15 protein-coding genes and 1 tRNA gene are annotated in these 15699 nt (G+C 59.4%); 6 read left to right on the forward strand and 10 right to left on the reverse strand.

Features of this window, described 5'->3' with window-relative positions:
- Nucleotides 1-113 precede the first annotated feature (113 nt).
- The 6 genes from OKW76_RS06925 to OKW76_RS06950 all read left to right on the forward strand — a co-directional run bounded on the left by OKW76_RS06925 (nt 114) and on the right by OKW76_RS06950 (nt 4286).
- Complete coding sequence (locus tag OKW76_RS06925; protein WP_265552314.1) at nt 114-1481, forward strand: serine hydrolase domain-containing protein; 1368 nt, start codon at nt 114-116, stop codon at nt 1479-1481.
- Nucleotides 1478-2368 (forward strand): hypothetical protein, encoded by an 891-nt coding sequence (locus tag OKW76_RS06930; RefSeq protein ID WP_265552830.1) that lies wholly within the window; start codon nt 1478-1480, stop codon nt 2366-2368. The genes OKW76_RS06925 and OKW76_RS06930 overlap by 4 nt, the downstream gene beginning before the upstream one ends.
- 17 nt (nt 2369-2385) lie before the next feature.
- Nucleotides 2386-2461, forward strand: a tRNA-Thr gene (locus tag OKW76_RS06935).
- Between the two features lie 229 nt (nt 2462-2690).
- Nucleotides 2691-3398: a restriction endonuclease gene (locus OKW76_RS06940; RefSeq protein WP_265552316.1), complete on the forward strand. Its 708-nt coding sequence runs from the start codon at nt 2691-2693 to the stop codon at nt 3396-3398.
- Nucleotides 3399-3684: 286 nt separating this feature from the next.
- Nucleotides 3685-3894: a hypothetical protein gene (locus tag OKW76_RS06945; RefSeq protein WP_265552319.1), complete on the forward strand. Its 210-nt coding sequence runs from the start codon at nt 3685-3687 to the stop codon at nt 3892-3894.
- A gap of 20 nt (nt 3895-3914) precedes the next feature.
- The gene (locus OKW76_RS06950; RefSeq protein ID WP_265552320.1) at nt 3915-4286 is read left to right on the forward strand and encodes a hypothetical protein; all 372 of its coding nucleotides are present in this window, start codon (nt 3915-3917) and stop codon (nt 4284-4286) included.
- A gap of 447 nt (nt 4287-4733) precedes the next feature.
- Here OKW76_RS06950 and OKW76_RS16180 read toward each other — a convergent pair whose 3' ends face one another.
- The 10 genes from OKW76_RS16180 to OKW76_RS06995 form a co-directional block, all read right to left on the reverse strand.
- On the reverse strand, nt 4734-4931 hold the full coding sequence (locus OKW76_RS16180) for a DUF6771 family protein (RefSeq protein ID WP_322740117.1): 198 nt from the start codon (nt 4929-4931) through the stop codon (nt 4734-4736).
- Between the two features lie 522 nt (nt 4932-5453).
- The gene (locus OKW76_RS06955) at nt 5454-8180 is read right to left on the reverse strand and encodes a hypothetical protein (RefSeq protein ID WP_265552322.1); all 2727 of its coding nucleotides are present in this window, start codon (nt 8178-8180) and stop codon (nt 5454-5456) included.
- Nucleotides 8181-9821, reverse strand: coding sequence for a transglycosylase SLT domain-containing protein (locus tag OKW76_RS06960; protein WP_265552324.1), 1641 nt, complete (start codon nt 9819-9821; stop codon nt 8181-8183).
- Nucleotides 9821-10426: a hypothetical protein gene (locus tag OKW76_RS06965; protein WP_265552326.1), complete on the reverse strand. Its 606-nt coding sequence runs from the start codon at nt 10424-10426 to the stop codon at nt 9821-9823. The genes OKW76_RS06960 and OKW76_RS06965 overlap by 1 nt, the downstream gene beginning before the upstream one ends.
- Nucleotides 10427-10455: 29 nt before the next feature.
- Nucleotides 10456-10908 (reverse strand): hypothetical protein, encoded by a 453-nt coding sequence (locus OKW76_RS06970; protein ID WP_265552328.1) that lies wholly within the window; start codon nt 10906-10908, stop codon nt 10456-10458.
- Entirely contained in the window at nt 10905-11516 is a 612-nt protein-coding gene (locus OKW76_RS06975) for a hypothetical protein (protein ID WP_265552330.1), read from the reverse strand. Before OKW76_RS06975 ends, OKW76_RS06970 begins: the two co-directional genes overlap by 4 nt.
- The gene (locus OKW76_RS06980; protein ID WP_265552332.1) at nt 11513-12718 is read right to left on the reverse strand and encodes a hypothetical protein; all 1206 of its coding nucleotides are present in this window, start codon (nt 12716-12718) and stop codon (nt 11513-11515) included. The genes OKW76_RS06975 and OKW76_RS06980 overlap by 4 nt, the downstream gene beginning before the upstream one ends.
- A 142-nt stretch (nt 12719-12860) precedes the next feature.
- Nucleotides 12861-13430, reverse strand: a complete 570-nt coding sequence (locus OKW76_RS06985; RefSeq protein WP_265552334.1) for a hypothetical protein — start codon at nt 13428-13430, stop codon at nt 12861-12863.
- A gap of 174 nt (nt 13431-13604) precedes the next feature.
- On the reverse strand, nt 13605-14690 hold the full coding sequence (locus tag OKW76_RS06990) for a DUF4043 family protein (protein ID WP_265552336.1): 1086 nt from the start codon (nt 14688-14690) through the stop codon (nt 13605-13607).
- Nucleotides 14691-14702: 12 nt separating this feature from the next.
- Nucleotides 14703-15506, reverse strand: coding sequence for a hypothetical protein (locus OKW76_RS06995; protein WP_265552338.1), 804 nt, complete (start codon nt 15504-15506; stop codon nt 14703-14705).
- Nucleotides 15507-15699: the final 193 nt, after the last annotated feature.

Genomic DNA, 15699 nt, shown 5'->3' on the forward strand with positions numbered 1-15699 from the left:
CTACTCCCCCATCCCCGTTCGTGCTGAGCTTGTCGAAGCACGCCCCGCAGCCGCAACCCGCGCACCAGCTGAAGGTTCGGGCCGCCCTTCGACAAGCTCAGGGCGAACGGTGGTTGGCAGCGCTAGTACTAATGCTGGTCACCACCCCCGCCGCCGGCCAGCAAACCACCCCCGCCGCCCCCGCACCCTATGACCGCGCGATCGCCGCCGGCTACAAGGCCGCGATGCTCTGCAGCGGCATCTTCAACGCCGGCCGCAGCGAAGCGCAGATCGAGGTCGACGAGCTTGCGGGCATCTATCCGCAATATCAACCGCTGTTGCCCGAGCTTCCCGCCACCGTCGATCGTACCACCGGCGTCGTCAGCGTCACCTTCGACCCGCAACTCCCACCGCGCCGCGCGGTGTTCGCAAAGGGCCGCGGCTGTGTCGGCCAGCCGATCGGCGCGGTGCCGCCGCCGGTCGCCACCAGCTATTCTACCCCGCCCGGTCCCGCCCCGGCCAACCCCGCACGCTGGCCGCAAGGCGACGCGGGCATCGCCCCGCGCCCCTCGCGCGCCTTGGCGGCAACGGTCGATCGCGCCTTCACCGGCGGCTTCGGCGAAGGCGCCAAGACCGCGGGCGTGGTGATCGTCCGCGACGGCACGATCGTCGCCGAACGCTATGCCGATGGCTTCGGCCCGTTCGTGTCGAACCGCACCTGGTCGGTCGCCAAGAGCATTGCCGGCACGCTGGCAGGCATCGCGGTGCAGGACGGAGTGGCCAAGGTCGATCAACCCGCGCGGATCGCCGCATGGCGCGACGAGCAGGGCCCCAACGCGCGCCGCCAGATCACCCTCGACAACCTGCTTCGCATGGCGAGCGGGCTGCACAGCGCCACCGCGGGCAACCGTACCGACGCGATCTATTTCGGCGGCACCGCGGTGACCGAGGAGACCACCGGCTGGCCGGTCGAAGCCAAACCCGGCACCCGCTTCCGCTACGCCAACAACGACATCCTGCTGGCAGTCCTGTCGCTGCGCGAGGGCATGGGCGACGCGCGCTATGCAACCTTCCCCAACACCGCCTTGTTCGGCCCGCTGGGCATGACGCACACCGTCGCCGAACAGGACTGGCGCGGCAATTTCATCCTGTCGAGCCAGGTCTGGTCGACTGCACGCGACCTGGCGCGACTCGGCGAATTCTGGCGCGCCGACGGAGTCTGGCAGGGCAAGCGCCTGCTGCCCGAGGGCTGGATGCGCTACATGACCGCCCCGACCGGCCCGCAGCCCGCCACCGGCCCCGGCTATGGCGCGACGATGTGGCTGTTCGGCCCCGAACAGGGCCTCCCCGCCGGCAGCTACGCCGCGCAGGGCAATCGCGGCCAATATGTCATGGTGATCCCCTCGAAGCGGCTGGTCGTCGTCCGCCGCGGCGAGGACCCCGGCAACGCCCGGTTCGACATCGCCGGCTTCGCCAAGGCGGTGGCCGAGATGATCGACTGACTCCGCAGCGCTTCACCCGCTTCGCCGCGATCGACTGGTCGGGCGCCAGGGGCCATCGCCACCGCGGCATCGCGGTGGGCTTGTGCGAAGCCGGCAGCGCCGCGCCGGTGCTGGTGCGCCCGCCCGGCGGCATCTGGTCGCGCGCGGGCGTGCTAGACTGGTTGCGCGACCAGGCCGCGAGCGACACGCTGATCGGCTTCGATTTCAGCTTCGCCCCGCCCTGGATCGAACGCGGCGCCTATCTCCCCGGCCTCCCCGCCCCCGACAGCGCGCGCGCATTCTGGCGCTGGATCGACGCCGCGTGCGACGACGCCGACCTCGGCGCGGCGAGCTTCCTCGAACGTCATCGCGGCAGCCATTTCTATCTGGGTGCCGCCGACGGCCCCAAGGCGGGCTTCCTGCATTTCCGCCGCTGCGAGGCGCGCTACAACGCCAATGGCGGCGGCAAGCCCTCGACGGTGTACGACGCGATCGGCGCGGCGCAGGTCGCCAAGGCAAGCTTCGCGGGCATGCGGCTGCTGCACCATCTGGGCGAACAATTGCCGGTATGGCCCTTCGACCCAGCGCCGCGCACCGGCGGCTGCGTCGTCGAAATCTACACCACGATCGCCGCGCGCGCGGCGGGACTGCGCAAGGGCCTGAGCAAGCTGCGCGACCGCGACGCGCTCGACGCAGCGCTCGCGGCATTCGGATCGCACCCCCACGATCCCGCGACCTTTACGCAGGAGCGCGCCTCACCGATCGCGATCTACGACGATCACGCCACCGACGCGCTGCTGACCGCCGCCTGGCTGCGCGCCAACGCCCACCGCACCGAACTTTGGTCCCCCGCCCCGCTGACCCGCCATATCGCGCAAACCGAAGGCTGGACCTTCGGCGTTACCTGATACATTAGCTGCCATGTGCCGGTTTAGCTCAGTTGGTAGAGCGCCAGTTTTGTAAACTGGATGTCGCGGGTTCGATTCCTGCAACCGGCACCAAAATCCCCGCAGAAAACCTAGAGTTTTGCCCCTTCCCCGTCAATCCGGAAACGAACCCCTAGCCGATTCGGGGGTTAGATCGGGGGTTAGGGAGTTGGCCAAGGTTGGCCGTGGGGTTCACCAGTTCTAACCCGAGATAGACATATCTATGCACCAGCTTCTGGCGGCTCGGGGCTGAGGGCCGATTGAACCGTGTAGCTTTCCGAACTTACCGCATTAGTCTCAGGCGATGCACCGCCCCCGACCAGCCGATTACAATCTTCCGCCAAGCTATGACTGGCGCGCGAACAAGGGCAGAATACAAAGCAGGGAATCTGCCGTTGGCTGCATCGGGGCCGCTGCGGGATGGGGCGGCGGCTGCGCAATGGGGGTGTTGATTTTAAACAACCTCAACGAGCAGATCGGCGGCTGGACATGGGTGCTTGCGCCCATGGTTTTCTTCGTTGCACTCGCGGGCAGTGGGTATTTCACTCAGTCTCTCGTGAAACCTCTGTTCCTCACCATTCAAGACGAGAATGGTAAAAAATATGGGAAGGACCTAGAGGCTTTCGAATATCATTCGTTAGAGACTGGGGTCGGCTTCTGGAAGCCAATGAAAGGAATTGCGTTCGAGCGAGCGGTGATGAAGTTGTTCATTTCTCGCGGTTGTAAGGCCCAAATGACTAAAACGACTGGAGACGGCGGAGTTGATCTAAGACTCTCAATCGCGGGAAATTCATACTGGTGCCAATGCAAAGGACACGCGAAACCCATAGGAGTAGCTCCTATCCGGGAGATAGCCGGTGTTTGCAGCAAAGGAGCCAACCGCCCTATGGTTATTTCCACTAACGGATATACTAGACCAGCAATCGAAGCTGCCCGCGAACTAGGTGTTATACTCCTAGATACCAACGATCTTGTCAGGATAGCGAGGTTGGATAACATAAACGCATTATAGGGCTTCGGCTTATCAGCGCAAAAATATTGCGTATCCAGCCGCTGCCGCAAAAGCGATCGATGGAGCGCGCCAAACCAACACCGCTACAAGTCCCATAGCAGGGCGCTTTTGACGCTCAAAAGATCGAACGATCGCGGGGAGGTCCGCTCGTTCACGGGATGGGGTCAAGTTCGCTTTTTGCATGACACTGTCATCATACCCTGTGCGTTTTGTGCGCGAGAACAAAAAGTGATCGCGAGGGCGTGACTTATGGGCGGCAATATGTATCGTCCGGCTAAATACCCCTATGAAAAATATCCTTCGCCTGCTGACTAACACAGCCACACGACGCGTCGTATCGTTCGCGATTACCGCCCTACTCGCCGCCACGATCGGCATTACGCTCGATGCCGAAACCGTCGCGGTCGTGCTCCTAATCGTATCATCCTTGGGCTTAATCGCTGCGGGCGATAACGCCGGGGCGACGAACGCGCTGGATCAGTTCGAAAGCAAATAATGCCCGCCTCAACCACCTCCATGCATCTGCCGCAGGATATGCGCGATTTGCTGGTTCGCCTTGATACCAAGGTGGACAATATCACGACTCAACTTGAGCGGCTCAACCAGCGCGCCGATGGCCATGAGGCACGGATCGCAACGCTGGAAATTACAAGCGCCGCCCGCGAAACGCTGGTGCAGGCGCATCATGATACCATCAAGCGCGTAGTCGATCTGGAGCGATGGAAGACCGAAACGGTCTCCGAACTCAGAGGCGCAAAGACCGTGGGAAGTATGGTCAAAGGTCTCGCCTTCGCAATCGTCGCGTTTTTGACCTATGTTGGGTATGAGATCGCGGTCGCTCCGGCTGAAGTCAGAGCCCCTGCCGTGACGGTTCACCAGACCCGCTAAGCGGTTCCTTGGGCCGTCTTTATACTTACTTTGATATCAATGATTGATACCGGCGTAATTCTTGGACGATGACGAATGTCGGTTCCACACGCCGCATAAGCCGCGCTAAAACCAGTTTGACGATCCGCGCCGGGGTGATAGCCTAAATATCAGCGATCGGGTCGGTAGCTTGCGAGCGACTTTCTCCTTTTGGAGGGGAGCGTCAGTGGACCTAGCTAAAGCTACCAACCCGATCGTGCATCGCCTCTTTTGGTGAGAGGGCAATGGTAGCAACTTCAATCGCCCATCGGTTGGGCCGTATCCCCGTTGCTACCACTATAGATTGTGCGGAAAATTCCGGAGCCACAAGCCGGTAAATCCGCGCCAAGGCAGAATCGCGCCTCTTAGTCCCCCATCGATGCAATGAGTTGTGGCGCAAAGCGAGGACCAAGCTGGGCCACCGCGAAGTCAATAGGACGGCGTGCGGGGGGCATTTTTTTCGCGGATTTGCAGGTCCACTTGGACGCACCCCTGTATTGCATCCGCGATTCGCAAAGCTAGCTCATGCGCGGCACTGGCCCGCACCCTCTCATGATCCATGGTAATGCCGATCTGCGCCCATGCTGGCGCATCCAATATGGCGGCTTCGATTCGCTGAGTGTCCATGTCGCCATAGTAGGACAAAACGGGAACATGCGGCAAGGGTTAGGCCGTCAATCGCTAACTGAAGGCAACCACCCCGCATCGTTTATGATCCGGTGAACCGTCGTAGCGCCGACGCCGAACTGCTTGGCTAGAGCGCGCATAGATATCTTAGTCGTTTTGTAGACCGACCTGATTTCGTTCGCCTTTTGCATGGTAAGCTTAGCAGCGGTGGAATTTCTTATTTGGGTTTTGCGGTCAACCCATCGACAATTGCTTGGGCTATAACCAAGATCGTTGTCGATACGGTCTAGGGTAAGTTCATCGGTGTATCCGTTGGCTCTAGCCCACTGCTCGAAAGCAAGGGGATTTCTAATCCATTCCTCGCAGACTTTGATTCCCCTTCCTCCGTATCGATGGTAGTTTTTATGGTTAGGATCGGAGCATCGCTGCTTCATGCCTTTGTGAATGATGTAGGGACGCGAGAACTTTTTTGAGGATGTCTTTTGCATCCATTATTTATCAAAACTGTTCCCTGTCGATTCTTCAATAGAGGGGTTCGTCTCCCAATCCCTCTTCGACCAGTTCCTTCGCCGTCATCCCCTCACCCGTCGCCGGGGCGTTTTCGTCATCATCCTCACCGAACGGATTGATCATGCTGGAGGGGTCATCGATGGCGGTATCTTCCCCGTTAAAGATGCTCCCACCCGTGGGCGTTGCCGGTTCCTGATCATCAAAGATGCTCCCGGTGGCGGTAGGTGCCGCATCGGCGGTATCGGCTGATACGGGCGGTGCAGGGAAGTTAGTCCCCGCAATCCAATCGCGAATCCCGGTTAGCTCCATCTGCCAAGTTGGGTTGTCCTTCGCGTTGCGGATACCGCGCGTTAGAGCGCGCTCCCAATCTGCCGCGTTGCCCGTCCTCCCAAAATTCACCAGCCCGCGAAGCATCCCACGGTTCCCGAGGATCGCTGAAGCACCGATCGTCATGATACCGCCGATGATGCTGGCGACACCGGTCGAGCTAGTTAGGTTATCGCGGTTGTAGAAAATGTTGAGCGCCGCCGCCCCCTGCACGGTGTTGGCGATTGCCCCCGCGACATAGCTGTTGGACGAATTTGACGGGATCGATTTAGCAGCGGTAGCCAAGCGGGCAAGATCGTCCAAATCGGAGATCGTCCGCTGATCGAACATGACCGACCGTGCGCGAGGCCCCATCTTATTCCATTCGGTCGCGAAGGTGTTGATCGAGAATGTCGGGGTGTCGCCCTGCTTTGATGCCGGAGCCACGCCCAACTGACGCAAAACCGAACCCCGAACATCGGCGGCTTCGGCACGCGGAAGCTGACGCAAAACCGTCTGGAGTTCGTCCGCGTCCGTTCGCGCCATCTGAGTTAGTTTGTTGGCGACCTGTTGCGGGGAGTTGAAACCTGTCTCGCGCTTGCCGATCAGGTTTTCAACGATCCGCATCGACTGCGATCGACGCGCATAGAAACGATCTGCTTGACGGTAGGCCCGTGCGGCATCGCTCCGACCAGCATTGTGCAGGCCATCGGTAATGTCGCGCGAAAGGCTCGCCCACATTTGATTAGCTTCGCCGCGAGTCACGCCATCGACTGCATTAAGCTGGCGACCGTAGCGGGTTCGCATGTCGCGCAAACCGGCGGCGGTCCACTGCTGGGAAGCCACTTCATCGCGCAAACCCTGAAGGGCGGTGCGTGCGGTCTCAGTGCCGGGGCTCCGCGATAGATTACCGATCATGGTATCGAGCGACGCGACCGTGCGGTTCGGCGAAATCAGCGTGCCCCCACCAAGCTGATCGGCCTGTCGGTAAAGCCCATCGGCGATACCGCGCGATGTCTCGCGATAGCCCGCAATGGTGCCGGGGCGCTGCTGTAGCTGGCGCGCGCCTGCATCTACGATGTTGTCGGATACCGCGCCGGTGCGCGTTGCTAGCGTCTGGACGCCATCGGTCACATCGTCGCCGAAGCGGGTTAGGTTGCCATCTAGGGTAGCGAGACCGGGGAGCGTGTTCCGCAAACCCATTGCCATACGGCCCCTGATCGACTCGCCTGCACCATTGCCCGTCCGCCCGAAGTGGGCGATCGAAGGCTGGATGTTGGTCCCGAGGCTGTTGTTTACCCGTGCGGCTGCATCCGAAACCTCTTCAGCGCGTCCGTTGCGAGTAAGGCGACGAACGCCTGCCCCTGCCCCGCTGAAGATACCGCCGGTAACCCCGCCGAATGCGCCGCCGATCGCAGCCCCATCGAGACGATCGGTGACGCCACCTTCATCGCTGTTAAAGCCATAAACGGCTCCCGAAGAAATACCGGTCCCGATGCCGCGAACGATACCGCCGCCGCGAAGCATGTTGGGCAGCGCCCCGCCCAACGGTAGGGTTGCGAGACCGCCCGCGACCTGTCCCCCAATGTAATAGCCGGGATGCTGCTGGATAGCCGCCGTTTTCTCAGTGGTGCGTTCAGCCTTACCGCGAGCATAGGCATCGCTGAAGCTATCGCCGGGGGCCTGACCGAACAGATAATCGACCGCCTTACCGGCACCATACAGTTCATCGTCCGAGCCCCAACTGAAGGTATCGACGCCCCCGCGAAGCGCGGCCATTTCGCGAGAGATTTCGGGTAACGGCTCGACGGGGATTTTCTCGCCCTGAAGCTGAGAGACCACCTGAATCTGCGCGTTCGGGTTATCGCGACGGCGCGCAAGGTTTTCGTCCAAGCCACCTAGCTGGACGCCCTGTTGCGCCACCCAAGTGCGAATCTCTCCATCGGAAACGCCCGAGTTGAGCATCTGCACAAGCTGCGCCTGTATGATCTTAGCGCGATCAACCTGCCCCGCTGTCTGCGCCTGCATAGTCTGATCGCCGCTACCCATGACGCCACCAGCGGCGGCTGCGCCACCCTGCTGGGGCATTGGCTGCTGCGATGGCATGGGCGGCTGTTGCGCCATTGGCTGCTGCTGCTGCGCTGGAGGACTATAGGCCATCGGGGCTTGCTGCGGAGCCTGCTCGACGGGCGCGGGGTTGGGCTCCCAAAAGCTATCGCCGGGATCAACGCCAAACGGATTGTCGGCCATTGGAGCTTGCTGCGGTTGCCCCAAGGTTTCAGCTTGCGCCATCCCGCCGAGGGTTTCGCGACCGGCGTAGCCTTCAGTGTCCTGATCGGAAGGGACATGAAATATGGTATTCGGCTGAAATACCGGCGCGGGCATCCCGAGGGTCGCCTTCGCCCCGCGACCAATGCGATCAAAGAAATCCATTTATAGCCCCTCTGCAAGCGCAGCGATAGCGGTCTGAGAATAGCCCTGTGCGACCAAGAATCGACGCTGATACTTCAGCTTGTTTGCCACGATCTCGCGACGACGCTGGAGGTTGCGCATGATCTGTTCATCACTCATCGATGGCGAGATCGTGGTTGCTTCCCACGCCGCTTTCTCGGTGCCGGTCAAAGCCGCGCCGAAGATTTCATGACGCTCTTTGTTGTCGTTAGAGAAGTGGTTGGCCCACCAATCGCGCTGCCCCGGCGTCCCGAAACGGTCGCCGACTACGCCTTGGATTAGGTTTTCTGCGCTTCCCGCCACATTGCCGCCGAACCCCGGCTTGAACGATTTTTCGGCGCGATCGAACCCCAGATAGACATTTCGGGCGTCCATGAACTTGTCGGCCCATTTCGCCGGAACCGGCTTACCGCCGTCCGTGGCGCTGCTACCTCTTGCGGGCTTGGGAACGCCGCGCTGCAATAGCTGGGGGGTTGGTCTGGTTTGCCGCTGTCCCTGCACCTGCGAATTGCGCGTGACCTTTTGGACATAGGCCTGCGTCTCAGCGGGGAGATATTGCGTCCATGAACCGCCAGAGCGAGCCGCACGCGCCATCGCTCGATCCACGCCAGCGGGACCGGCATTATATGCCGCGACCGCCTTGGGGATATCTCCCCCAAAGCGCTTCACCATGCTGTCATAGTAGTGGCGACCAAGCGCCTCATTATAGGCGGGATCGGTGCGATATCGCTGTTCATCCCACGCGATACCCATCTGCCCCGCGACTTCGCGAGCCGTAGCGGGCATGACCTGTGCGATACCGATTGCTCCGGCGGACGAACGCAATGGGCGTCCCTGCCCGTCTAGCTGGCGACCGCCAGATTCCGCCCCGATCATCGCACCCCAAGTGGCATCGCCACCGCGAGCGCCGCTTGTGATATTTGAGGTATATCCCTGCGAAGTCGTGCCCGGATCGACATAGACATTTTCGTCCAAGCCAAAGCTCTGATACTGCGGAGCCCTGAAAAGCTCGCCACCCTCTGGCGTGACAAGGCTTTGGTTCTGCCCCACAACCTTAGGCTGACTAAGCTCCATACGCTTAGTCTGCGCATCCATCCGGTTGGTGTTCGCGCCGTAGACCGCGACATCGTTAGCGTCGCGATCCTTGGCAGTGTAATCGACGCCAGCGAGCGCAGCGATGTTCTGATCGGTTGGATCGAACGCTTCTATTTCGGCGGGGCTGATACCCATGCGCGTTAGCATCGGAGCGGCGCTCAATAGCGCGGCACGGCGTTCCGCATAGGGGCGTTCCGCAACACCAGCTACAATGTTAGCATAGCTGGTATTGCTGCCCTGCGCGCGGGTAAACTGTTCCTGTCGAACCTTACCGATGCCGGTTCCGGTTTTCTCGTCGCCATACTGATATGCAAGCATCGCCGCGCGATCCGGATCATTGGCCGTCATCGCTTCGGCTAGCTTGGTATGATAGGTGCGCTGGCGATCATTCTCGTAAACGGCTTGCTCGCGCTTAAGCTGGTTATCCTGATCGACCTGCCGCTGCTGAACGCCTTCGCGAAAGGCGTCGTTATTGACGCCCGCCAAAAGAGTCGCGCCGCCATCGCGCATGAAGTTGAAGCCACTCATTACTTGCCACCAAAGCTGGAGCCGAATGACTTCGTGACGCCATCAAGAGTATTGTTGAAATTCGCCGCCTTGAACATCTGAAATTGACTCTTAGTATCGGCGGCACCCTGCGCAACTCGACTGTCCGAATCCGCCCAATTCGTAGACACTCCGGCGAGCGAGGACTTAGCCGCAACGCCCCGATTGGCGACCTGACCGGTCTGATCGAAATAGGTGTTGAAGGTTTGATCAGCGAGACCCATCGAGCGTTCCTGAAGCTGCTTCATCGCCGCGCCGCTCGTGCCCATCCCGTTGGCGTAGGCACCCGCCTGCTGCCCGCGCAGAGCTTCGCTCACGCGGAACTCATACCCCGGAGTAGCGCGAAGGACTTCGGTGGGGTTCGAACCATCGCCCCCTGCCAATCCGAGCAACGAAGCTTGCCGCGCTGACGCTGCATCCCCAAGAGCAATGTCGCCCTTGAAGTTGTTTGCGTTCATGTTGTAAATGCGTTCGTATTGAGCGCGCTGTTCAGCGGCAGACTTGGCTTGAATCTGCGCGGCCCTTTTAGCGCCCTTACCCGACGATATTCCCTTGGCGACTGAAGTTGCCGCTCCTACTGCTTCCATTGGCATAATGTTATTTATGCAAACCTAGCCTATGGATGCCGCTCCAACCAATCGTCCTTCAGGCCCATGAATACTTCGCTCAACCCGAACAAAGGTTGCTCGCGAAACCCAACCGATTTTGCCCCGCACCAGCGATTGAATATCCGCGCGGCCCGGAGATCGACGGGAGTTTGACCCCAGATCAGGCACGCCCCATGCTCGACAAACATTTCCCGGATCATCGCCTTACCATCCTTTAGGGCTCGTTTTCCCCTACATGATGGAAGCGCGAGTGTGTGCATCTGCCAAACGAATGGGGCCGACCATTCGAAGATCATCCCCATATCTCCCGTATCGTTCCGCAAGAGCGCGAAGTCGTCGGGAGACGCGGCCATTTCTGCAAACGATAGCGGCATACGATCCACATCGCACCCGAACGCGCTGGCGATCTCTGGATGGCGAGCGATCGTGTCATGGATCGTCGCATCAAAGGTGCGCATCATGGCTGCACCTCATTAGGTATTAGCGGCTCCCAAGGTCCGGTACCGGGCGGTCGAGGACCGTTGCCGCCAGTGCCGGGAGAGGTCGCATCCGCTGGGGTAATGATGTCTCCGACGACATGGCGGTCGCCAGCTTGTGCGGCATCGAGGTAGTTCGCGGTCGCCACATAAGTGACCGCCCCACCCGTCCTCGCTGGATCAAGATAGGTAATCCAATATCGGGTCGAGTAGTTGGGCACGGACAAGGTAGCCCCCGCCACTGATACCCGCGTGCCATCCCCATACACGCGGTCATGCGGCAAGACCGTTATGGTTAGATCGGCGCACGAAAGGACCGCGCCGGGATCGACATAGCTATTCACGAGATTTTGATCGCGGGCACCCGCCATAGCGGCATCTCGCGCCTCTTCCGCCGTCAAGATCGCGATTCCAGCTTGCTCCAACGCGAGTTCGATCAGTCCAAGCAGTTCGGTGTTCGCGTTGGTCTGTTTCCCAAGCTGCTGGATTATCGAGTTAAGCTGGCGCAAGAATTCGATGGTGGGATGGCCATTGTCGGGATCGACCATAGCGCGACCGGCCATGAAGGTGCCGATGTTGAGCTTATTACTCATATCGTCCACGCCTCATTGGCGACCGCCCCGCTGATCCTCAGAAATACCGGATCGCTGCACGACACTTCGAAATGACGATAAGCCCCGCGCGATGCGCCCAACCGATAGAAATCGGCAATCTCGCTACCTTCACGGACGGTCTGGGATCGCGGCATTGACCAATCCGAGCGAGCGTCCCTCCATCTAAGGCGGATCGTCGCTTCCTCACTCAGGCCGACATGAACCGAGAAACTCCCGTTCGGGATCGGTCGAGCGCCCGTATGGATTGTGCCCGAGATCAGGCGAAGGATCGGCAGACCATCATCGGTCGTGGCGAGCCGGTCGAAGCGGTAGACATTCCCCAGCGCATCGCCACAAACCGACCCGAGCGCGGAATCAAAACCGTGCTGGCCGCGAAAGACGATGCTGTCATGGCTGGCCATCTCGCACCAAATCTCAGTCGAGAGATCATAAGCGTAGGTGCCCACTGAGGGGATCGTGAGGACATAGAATAGATGCCCTTCCGATGTGTAGCTGAACGCCGAACAGAGGTCCGACCGCTCAGCGATACGCTCCTCGATACCGTTGGTCGAAACCCTCTTGGGAACATCGGAGAGGCGATAAACCAAGCCGTCTTCACCAAGGAAAATGACCGAGTTATCCAGCGCTACAACGGTCTCGCGAGCTTGAACGCCGCGATCGATCAAGCGACCGGGCGCGCGCTGGTAAAGGCTGTCTGCATCGCCTGTGGATTGCCAAACTTCGATCGATTGGCTCCCAAACAGGAATACATCATCGCGGATACGCCGGATCGCCCTAAGGCCATCGGGGAGCGCCTCAGCGGTCGCAAAATCGAGCGCGTCAAAAGCACTCGCGCCCGGTGCCAGCCAATAGAACTGACCCGGCGAGGTAATCACAACGAAGTAGCTGTTGATGACATCGACATCCACGACGGCGCGATCATCGGGAAGGTCGAGCTTGGCGAGCTTCGTCCCGTCATAGACCCAAAATTCACCAGCGGTCGCAATGCCGATGCGCTCAAAAGTGGCGGCAATCCGGACGGTATCGTTGTCGTCGGGGAGCGTCCCCACCGTCTCAAGATTGGCACCATCGCTGAGGTAGAGGGTATTTCCGGCAACGATGATGAGCTTGTTGGATAGAACGCCGTCCGACTGATACAGGCCGCGAATGGGCTTGCCCGCTATGGCGTGCATCTTGACCAAGCCGGGGCGTTGGAGACGCATCGCCTCATCCGGTGAAGCTCCGCTTTCGTCCTTCTCCAAATATAGATTTACCAACCGAGTTTCAGGCTGGATCGAGCGTAAGCGCGAGTATGACTGTAAGCCCAGCGGCACCCCAGCCATATCAGTAATACGGGACCGGGCTGTTATCGCCGCGCGAGTAATCATGGGTAAGCGAGGTGCGGAACGCCATCGCGTTTCGGACGGTCAACTCAGAGATTTCTTGGCCGTATTCCTCGCTTAGCTCGATTGCGAGATAACAGGCCAATCCGATGGGATCGCGGTATGCCAGCGGGGCAAAATCCGTTGGCTGCAAATGATCGATCTGCCGCCAATCATGCGACGCCGAGTCATAGATATATGTGGCGGTCTGGCGGGTCGTGCGATGCACAACTACGATGACCGAACCATCCACGGCAGTAGCTTCGCGACCGCCGCAACGGATCGTTTCGGGTAAAATGACGGTTGTGGGATCGAGCGCGGCAATGCGCGTCATCGGACTTGCTAGATGTTCGGTATCCGCCAGCGGGATAATATCGCAGAGGCGACCGAAAGTGCCGTCATTGACCCAGCGCAAGTAAAGTGCCTTGAGGGTCTCTAGATGGTCCTCAATCTGGCTTTCGTCGGGCTGTTGACCAGCGGCAAGAATGCCGAGACGGCGAAGTGCCGTTGTGATTATTTGCGAACAGTTCATCCAGTATTTAGCTGGATGAAGGAAAGAGCAGCCGCATGAAGGCGGCTGCTAAGGTGTGGCGTAGTTGGGCTTTACCTACGCCGTGGCCCACTTAGCGTTTGTTATGAAAGGGGCAACATACAAAAAGGGACAGGGCCGAAGCCCTGTCCCCCATTTGAGCACTCCCTTGGGAGATTATGCAGCGTAGTAGATGCTGATTTGCCCGGTCTGCGTACCAGCGGCACTCATCTTCGCGCTGCCGCGAATCTCAGTGATACCGACGCCGACGCGATGCTCGTAATCCTTGCTCTCCGTGCGGAAAGAAGGCTTACGCGAGAACGCGACCGCAAGAGCGTTTGCGCCGCAAAGAGCCGCGAAACCGATCGGTGCCGAGCTTGCGCCCAGATTGCCAACCTGAGTGATTTCAGGAATCTTCTTCACGATCACGCCGTCCCAAACCAGATCACCACCGGTGAACAACGGGTTGGTTTCCACCTCGCGCGGACGCGCGTCGCGGTTGGCCGCTTCGATGCGCGGGTCTTTGCGAAGCTGGCGGAAGCCCTCGACACCGACGAACATCACATACCACTTCTGGCCTTCCTTCGTGCGGTAAGGCGTGATGCGGAACGAAGCCGTGGTTTCTGCCATTTCCTTCGCCATCGACACGGTATCAGCCGTAAGGATTGCGCTGGAAGGGACAGCCGCGAGCGAAGTGGAGAATACCTGAGTGGTTGCCTTAGCGGTGCCCATCAGGATACGGTCGTTATTCTTGAGGAGATACGCGGTCCTTTCGCCAGCCGTTGCGGTGTCGAAAGGCTTGTAGGTATCTTCGATGGGGGTTCCATCGGAGTCCACGCCACCTTCAATGACAACGCTCTGCATCTTTTCGATGAGTTCGTCGCGAAGGTCTTCTGCCGACCAGTCCTTTAGACCAGCGCGCGCCATATTAGCGTAGTCGAGTTCGGACTTGAAAGTCTCGTGCTCGCCCAGCATTACTGCATTACGACGATGGCGGACCTTCACTTCCGTGGAGTAGTTCAGGAGAGCTTCCTCGTTGCCCTCTAGAGTTGCGCCACCGCTTACGCCCGCGCCCTTGAGCGATGCGATGTAAGGGATGTGGACAACATCGCCTGCCGACTTTAGGTCGGTGTTGACGCGAATGATTGCGTTATCAGCCGAGGACATGAAGGGCAGAAAGCCCGACTCCGCGACATATTCCTTGGCGTACTTAGTAGACCATACTTCTTTGGCATTTGCGTTTGCCAGCTTAAAATCAGCCATGTTCGACTTTCCTTATTTGTCGAACAGATCGGTGAATTCGTCCTTTCCTGACTTGGGTGCATTGGGTTGACGCGATACTGCATGAACTAATGACTTAGGGCCGGGGGCGGACGCTTTTCGCGCCTCTGTTATCGTTGTGTTGGTTTGTGCGACCGGAGTCGCGGTTAGCCCCAACTCAAGAGCCCGCTGGCGCACGAAGGCATCCGGATCGGTTTCAAAGAGTTGACGCTGTGCGGAGCGTTTGCGTTCTGCGATGGTCCATTCGACCGGATCAGGCTGAGACATTGCGCGGGTCTCAAATGTCGGATCGATTGCCGCCATTGATTCCGCCCACTCAGCGACTTCATCGAGCGTCTCTTGACCGTATTTTTCACGGCCACGAACAACGCTTTCTGAAAGTTTAGCGACACGCATCTCCTCTTGGATTTGCTGACGCATCATTTCCATCTGCTGAGACCGGTAGGTCTCTGGATCATCGTAAGGATCGGCTAGCTGAGCTTGGGCGGCTTGTGCTGCTGCCATCTGTCTACGAAGAGATACCAGTTCTTGCTCTGCTGCCTTTGCGCGATTGCGCTCTGCCAACATTGCGGCGACTGGAACGCTTTCGGGAGCCTCTTTAACAGCCTCTTCAAGCGTCTCTGGGGTCTCGCTCTCTAGTTCAGCTTCAACCGTTTCTACGGTATCCGCATCGTCTTCGGCGGTTTCCTCAAGGTCCTCTGCGGTCTCATCAACCGTTTCGGCTACTTCCTCTTCAACGGCCTCAACGATGTCGTCTTCGACCGGGTCGTCGTTAAACAGATTCTCAAAATCGTCCATTCGATCCTTTTTCTACAACTGCGCGTGTAGTTTCGCGAAACGCCCGGTGAAATGGCGGCGACCCATTCAGTTGTTACGCACAACGAAAAGCGATACGCCCTATTAGATGGCGGCGACCCATTCGACCGTAGCTATCGGTCATCAGACTTATTTAGTCTGCGGGGCTTATCGCTTGCGCAGGCCGCGATCGGAT

It is taken from the genome of Sphingomonas sp. S1-29 (assembly GCF_026167545.1).
In the GTDB taxonomy this organism is placed as follows: domain Bacteria; phylum Pseudomonadota; class Alphaproteobacteria; order Sphingomonadales; family Sphingomonadaceae; genus Sphingomonas.

Bases quoted from the DNA above. Each gene is read 5' to 3' on its own strand.
- OKW76_RS06995 (WP_265552338.1), bottom strand. From the start codon at position 15,506: ATGGACGATTTTGAGAATCTGTTTAACGACGACCCGGTCGAAGACGAC.
- OKW76_RS06975 (WP_265552330.1), bottom strand. From the start codon at position 11,516: ATGAGTAATAAGCTCAACATCGGCACCTTCATGGCCGGTCGCGCTATG.
- OKW76_RS06965 (WP_265552326.1), bottom strand. From the start codon at position 10,426: ATGGAAGCAGTAGGAGCGGCAACTTCAGTCGCCAAGGGAATATCGTCG.
- OKW76_RS06985 (WP_265552334.1), bottom strand. From the start codon at position 13,430: ATGAACTGTTCGCAAATAATCACAACGGCACTTCGCCGTCTCGGCATT.
- OKW76_RS06955 (WP_265552322.1), bottom strand. From the start codon at position 8,180: ATGGATTTCTTTGATCGCATTGGTCGCGGGGCGAAGGCGACCCTCGGG.
- OKW76_RS06970 (WP_265552328.1), bottom strand. From the start codon at position 10,908: ATGATGCGCACCTTTGATGCGACGATCCATGACACGATCGCTCGCCAT.
- OKW76_RS06940 (WP_265552316.1), top strand. From the start codon at position 2,691: ATGCACCGCCCCCGACCAGCCGATTACAATCTTCCGCCAAGCTATGAC.
- OKW76_RS06945 (WP_265552319.1), top strand. From the start codon at position 3,685: ATGAAAAATATCCTTCGCCTGCTGACTAACACAGCCACACGACGCGTC.
- OKW76_RS06950 (WP_265552320.1), top strand. From the start codon at position 3,915: ATGCATCTGCCGCAGGATATGCGCGATTTGCTGGTTCGCCTTGATACC.
- OKW76_RS06960 (WP_265552324.1), bottom strand. From the start codon at position 9,821: ATGAGTGGCTTCAACTTCATGCGCGATGGCGGCGCGACTCTTTTGGCG.
- OKW76_RS06990 (WP_265552336.1), bottom strand. From the start codon at position 14,690: ATGGCTGATTTTAAGCTGGCAAACGCAAATGCCAAAGAAGTATGGTCT.
- OKW76_RS16180 (WP_322740117.1), bottom strand. From the start codon at position 4,931: ATGGACACTCAGCGAATCGAAGCCGCCATATTGGATGCGCCAGCATGG.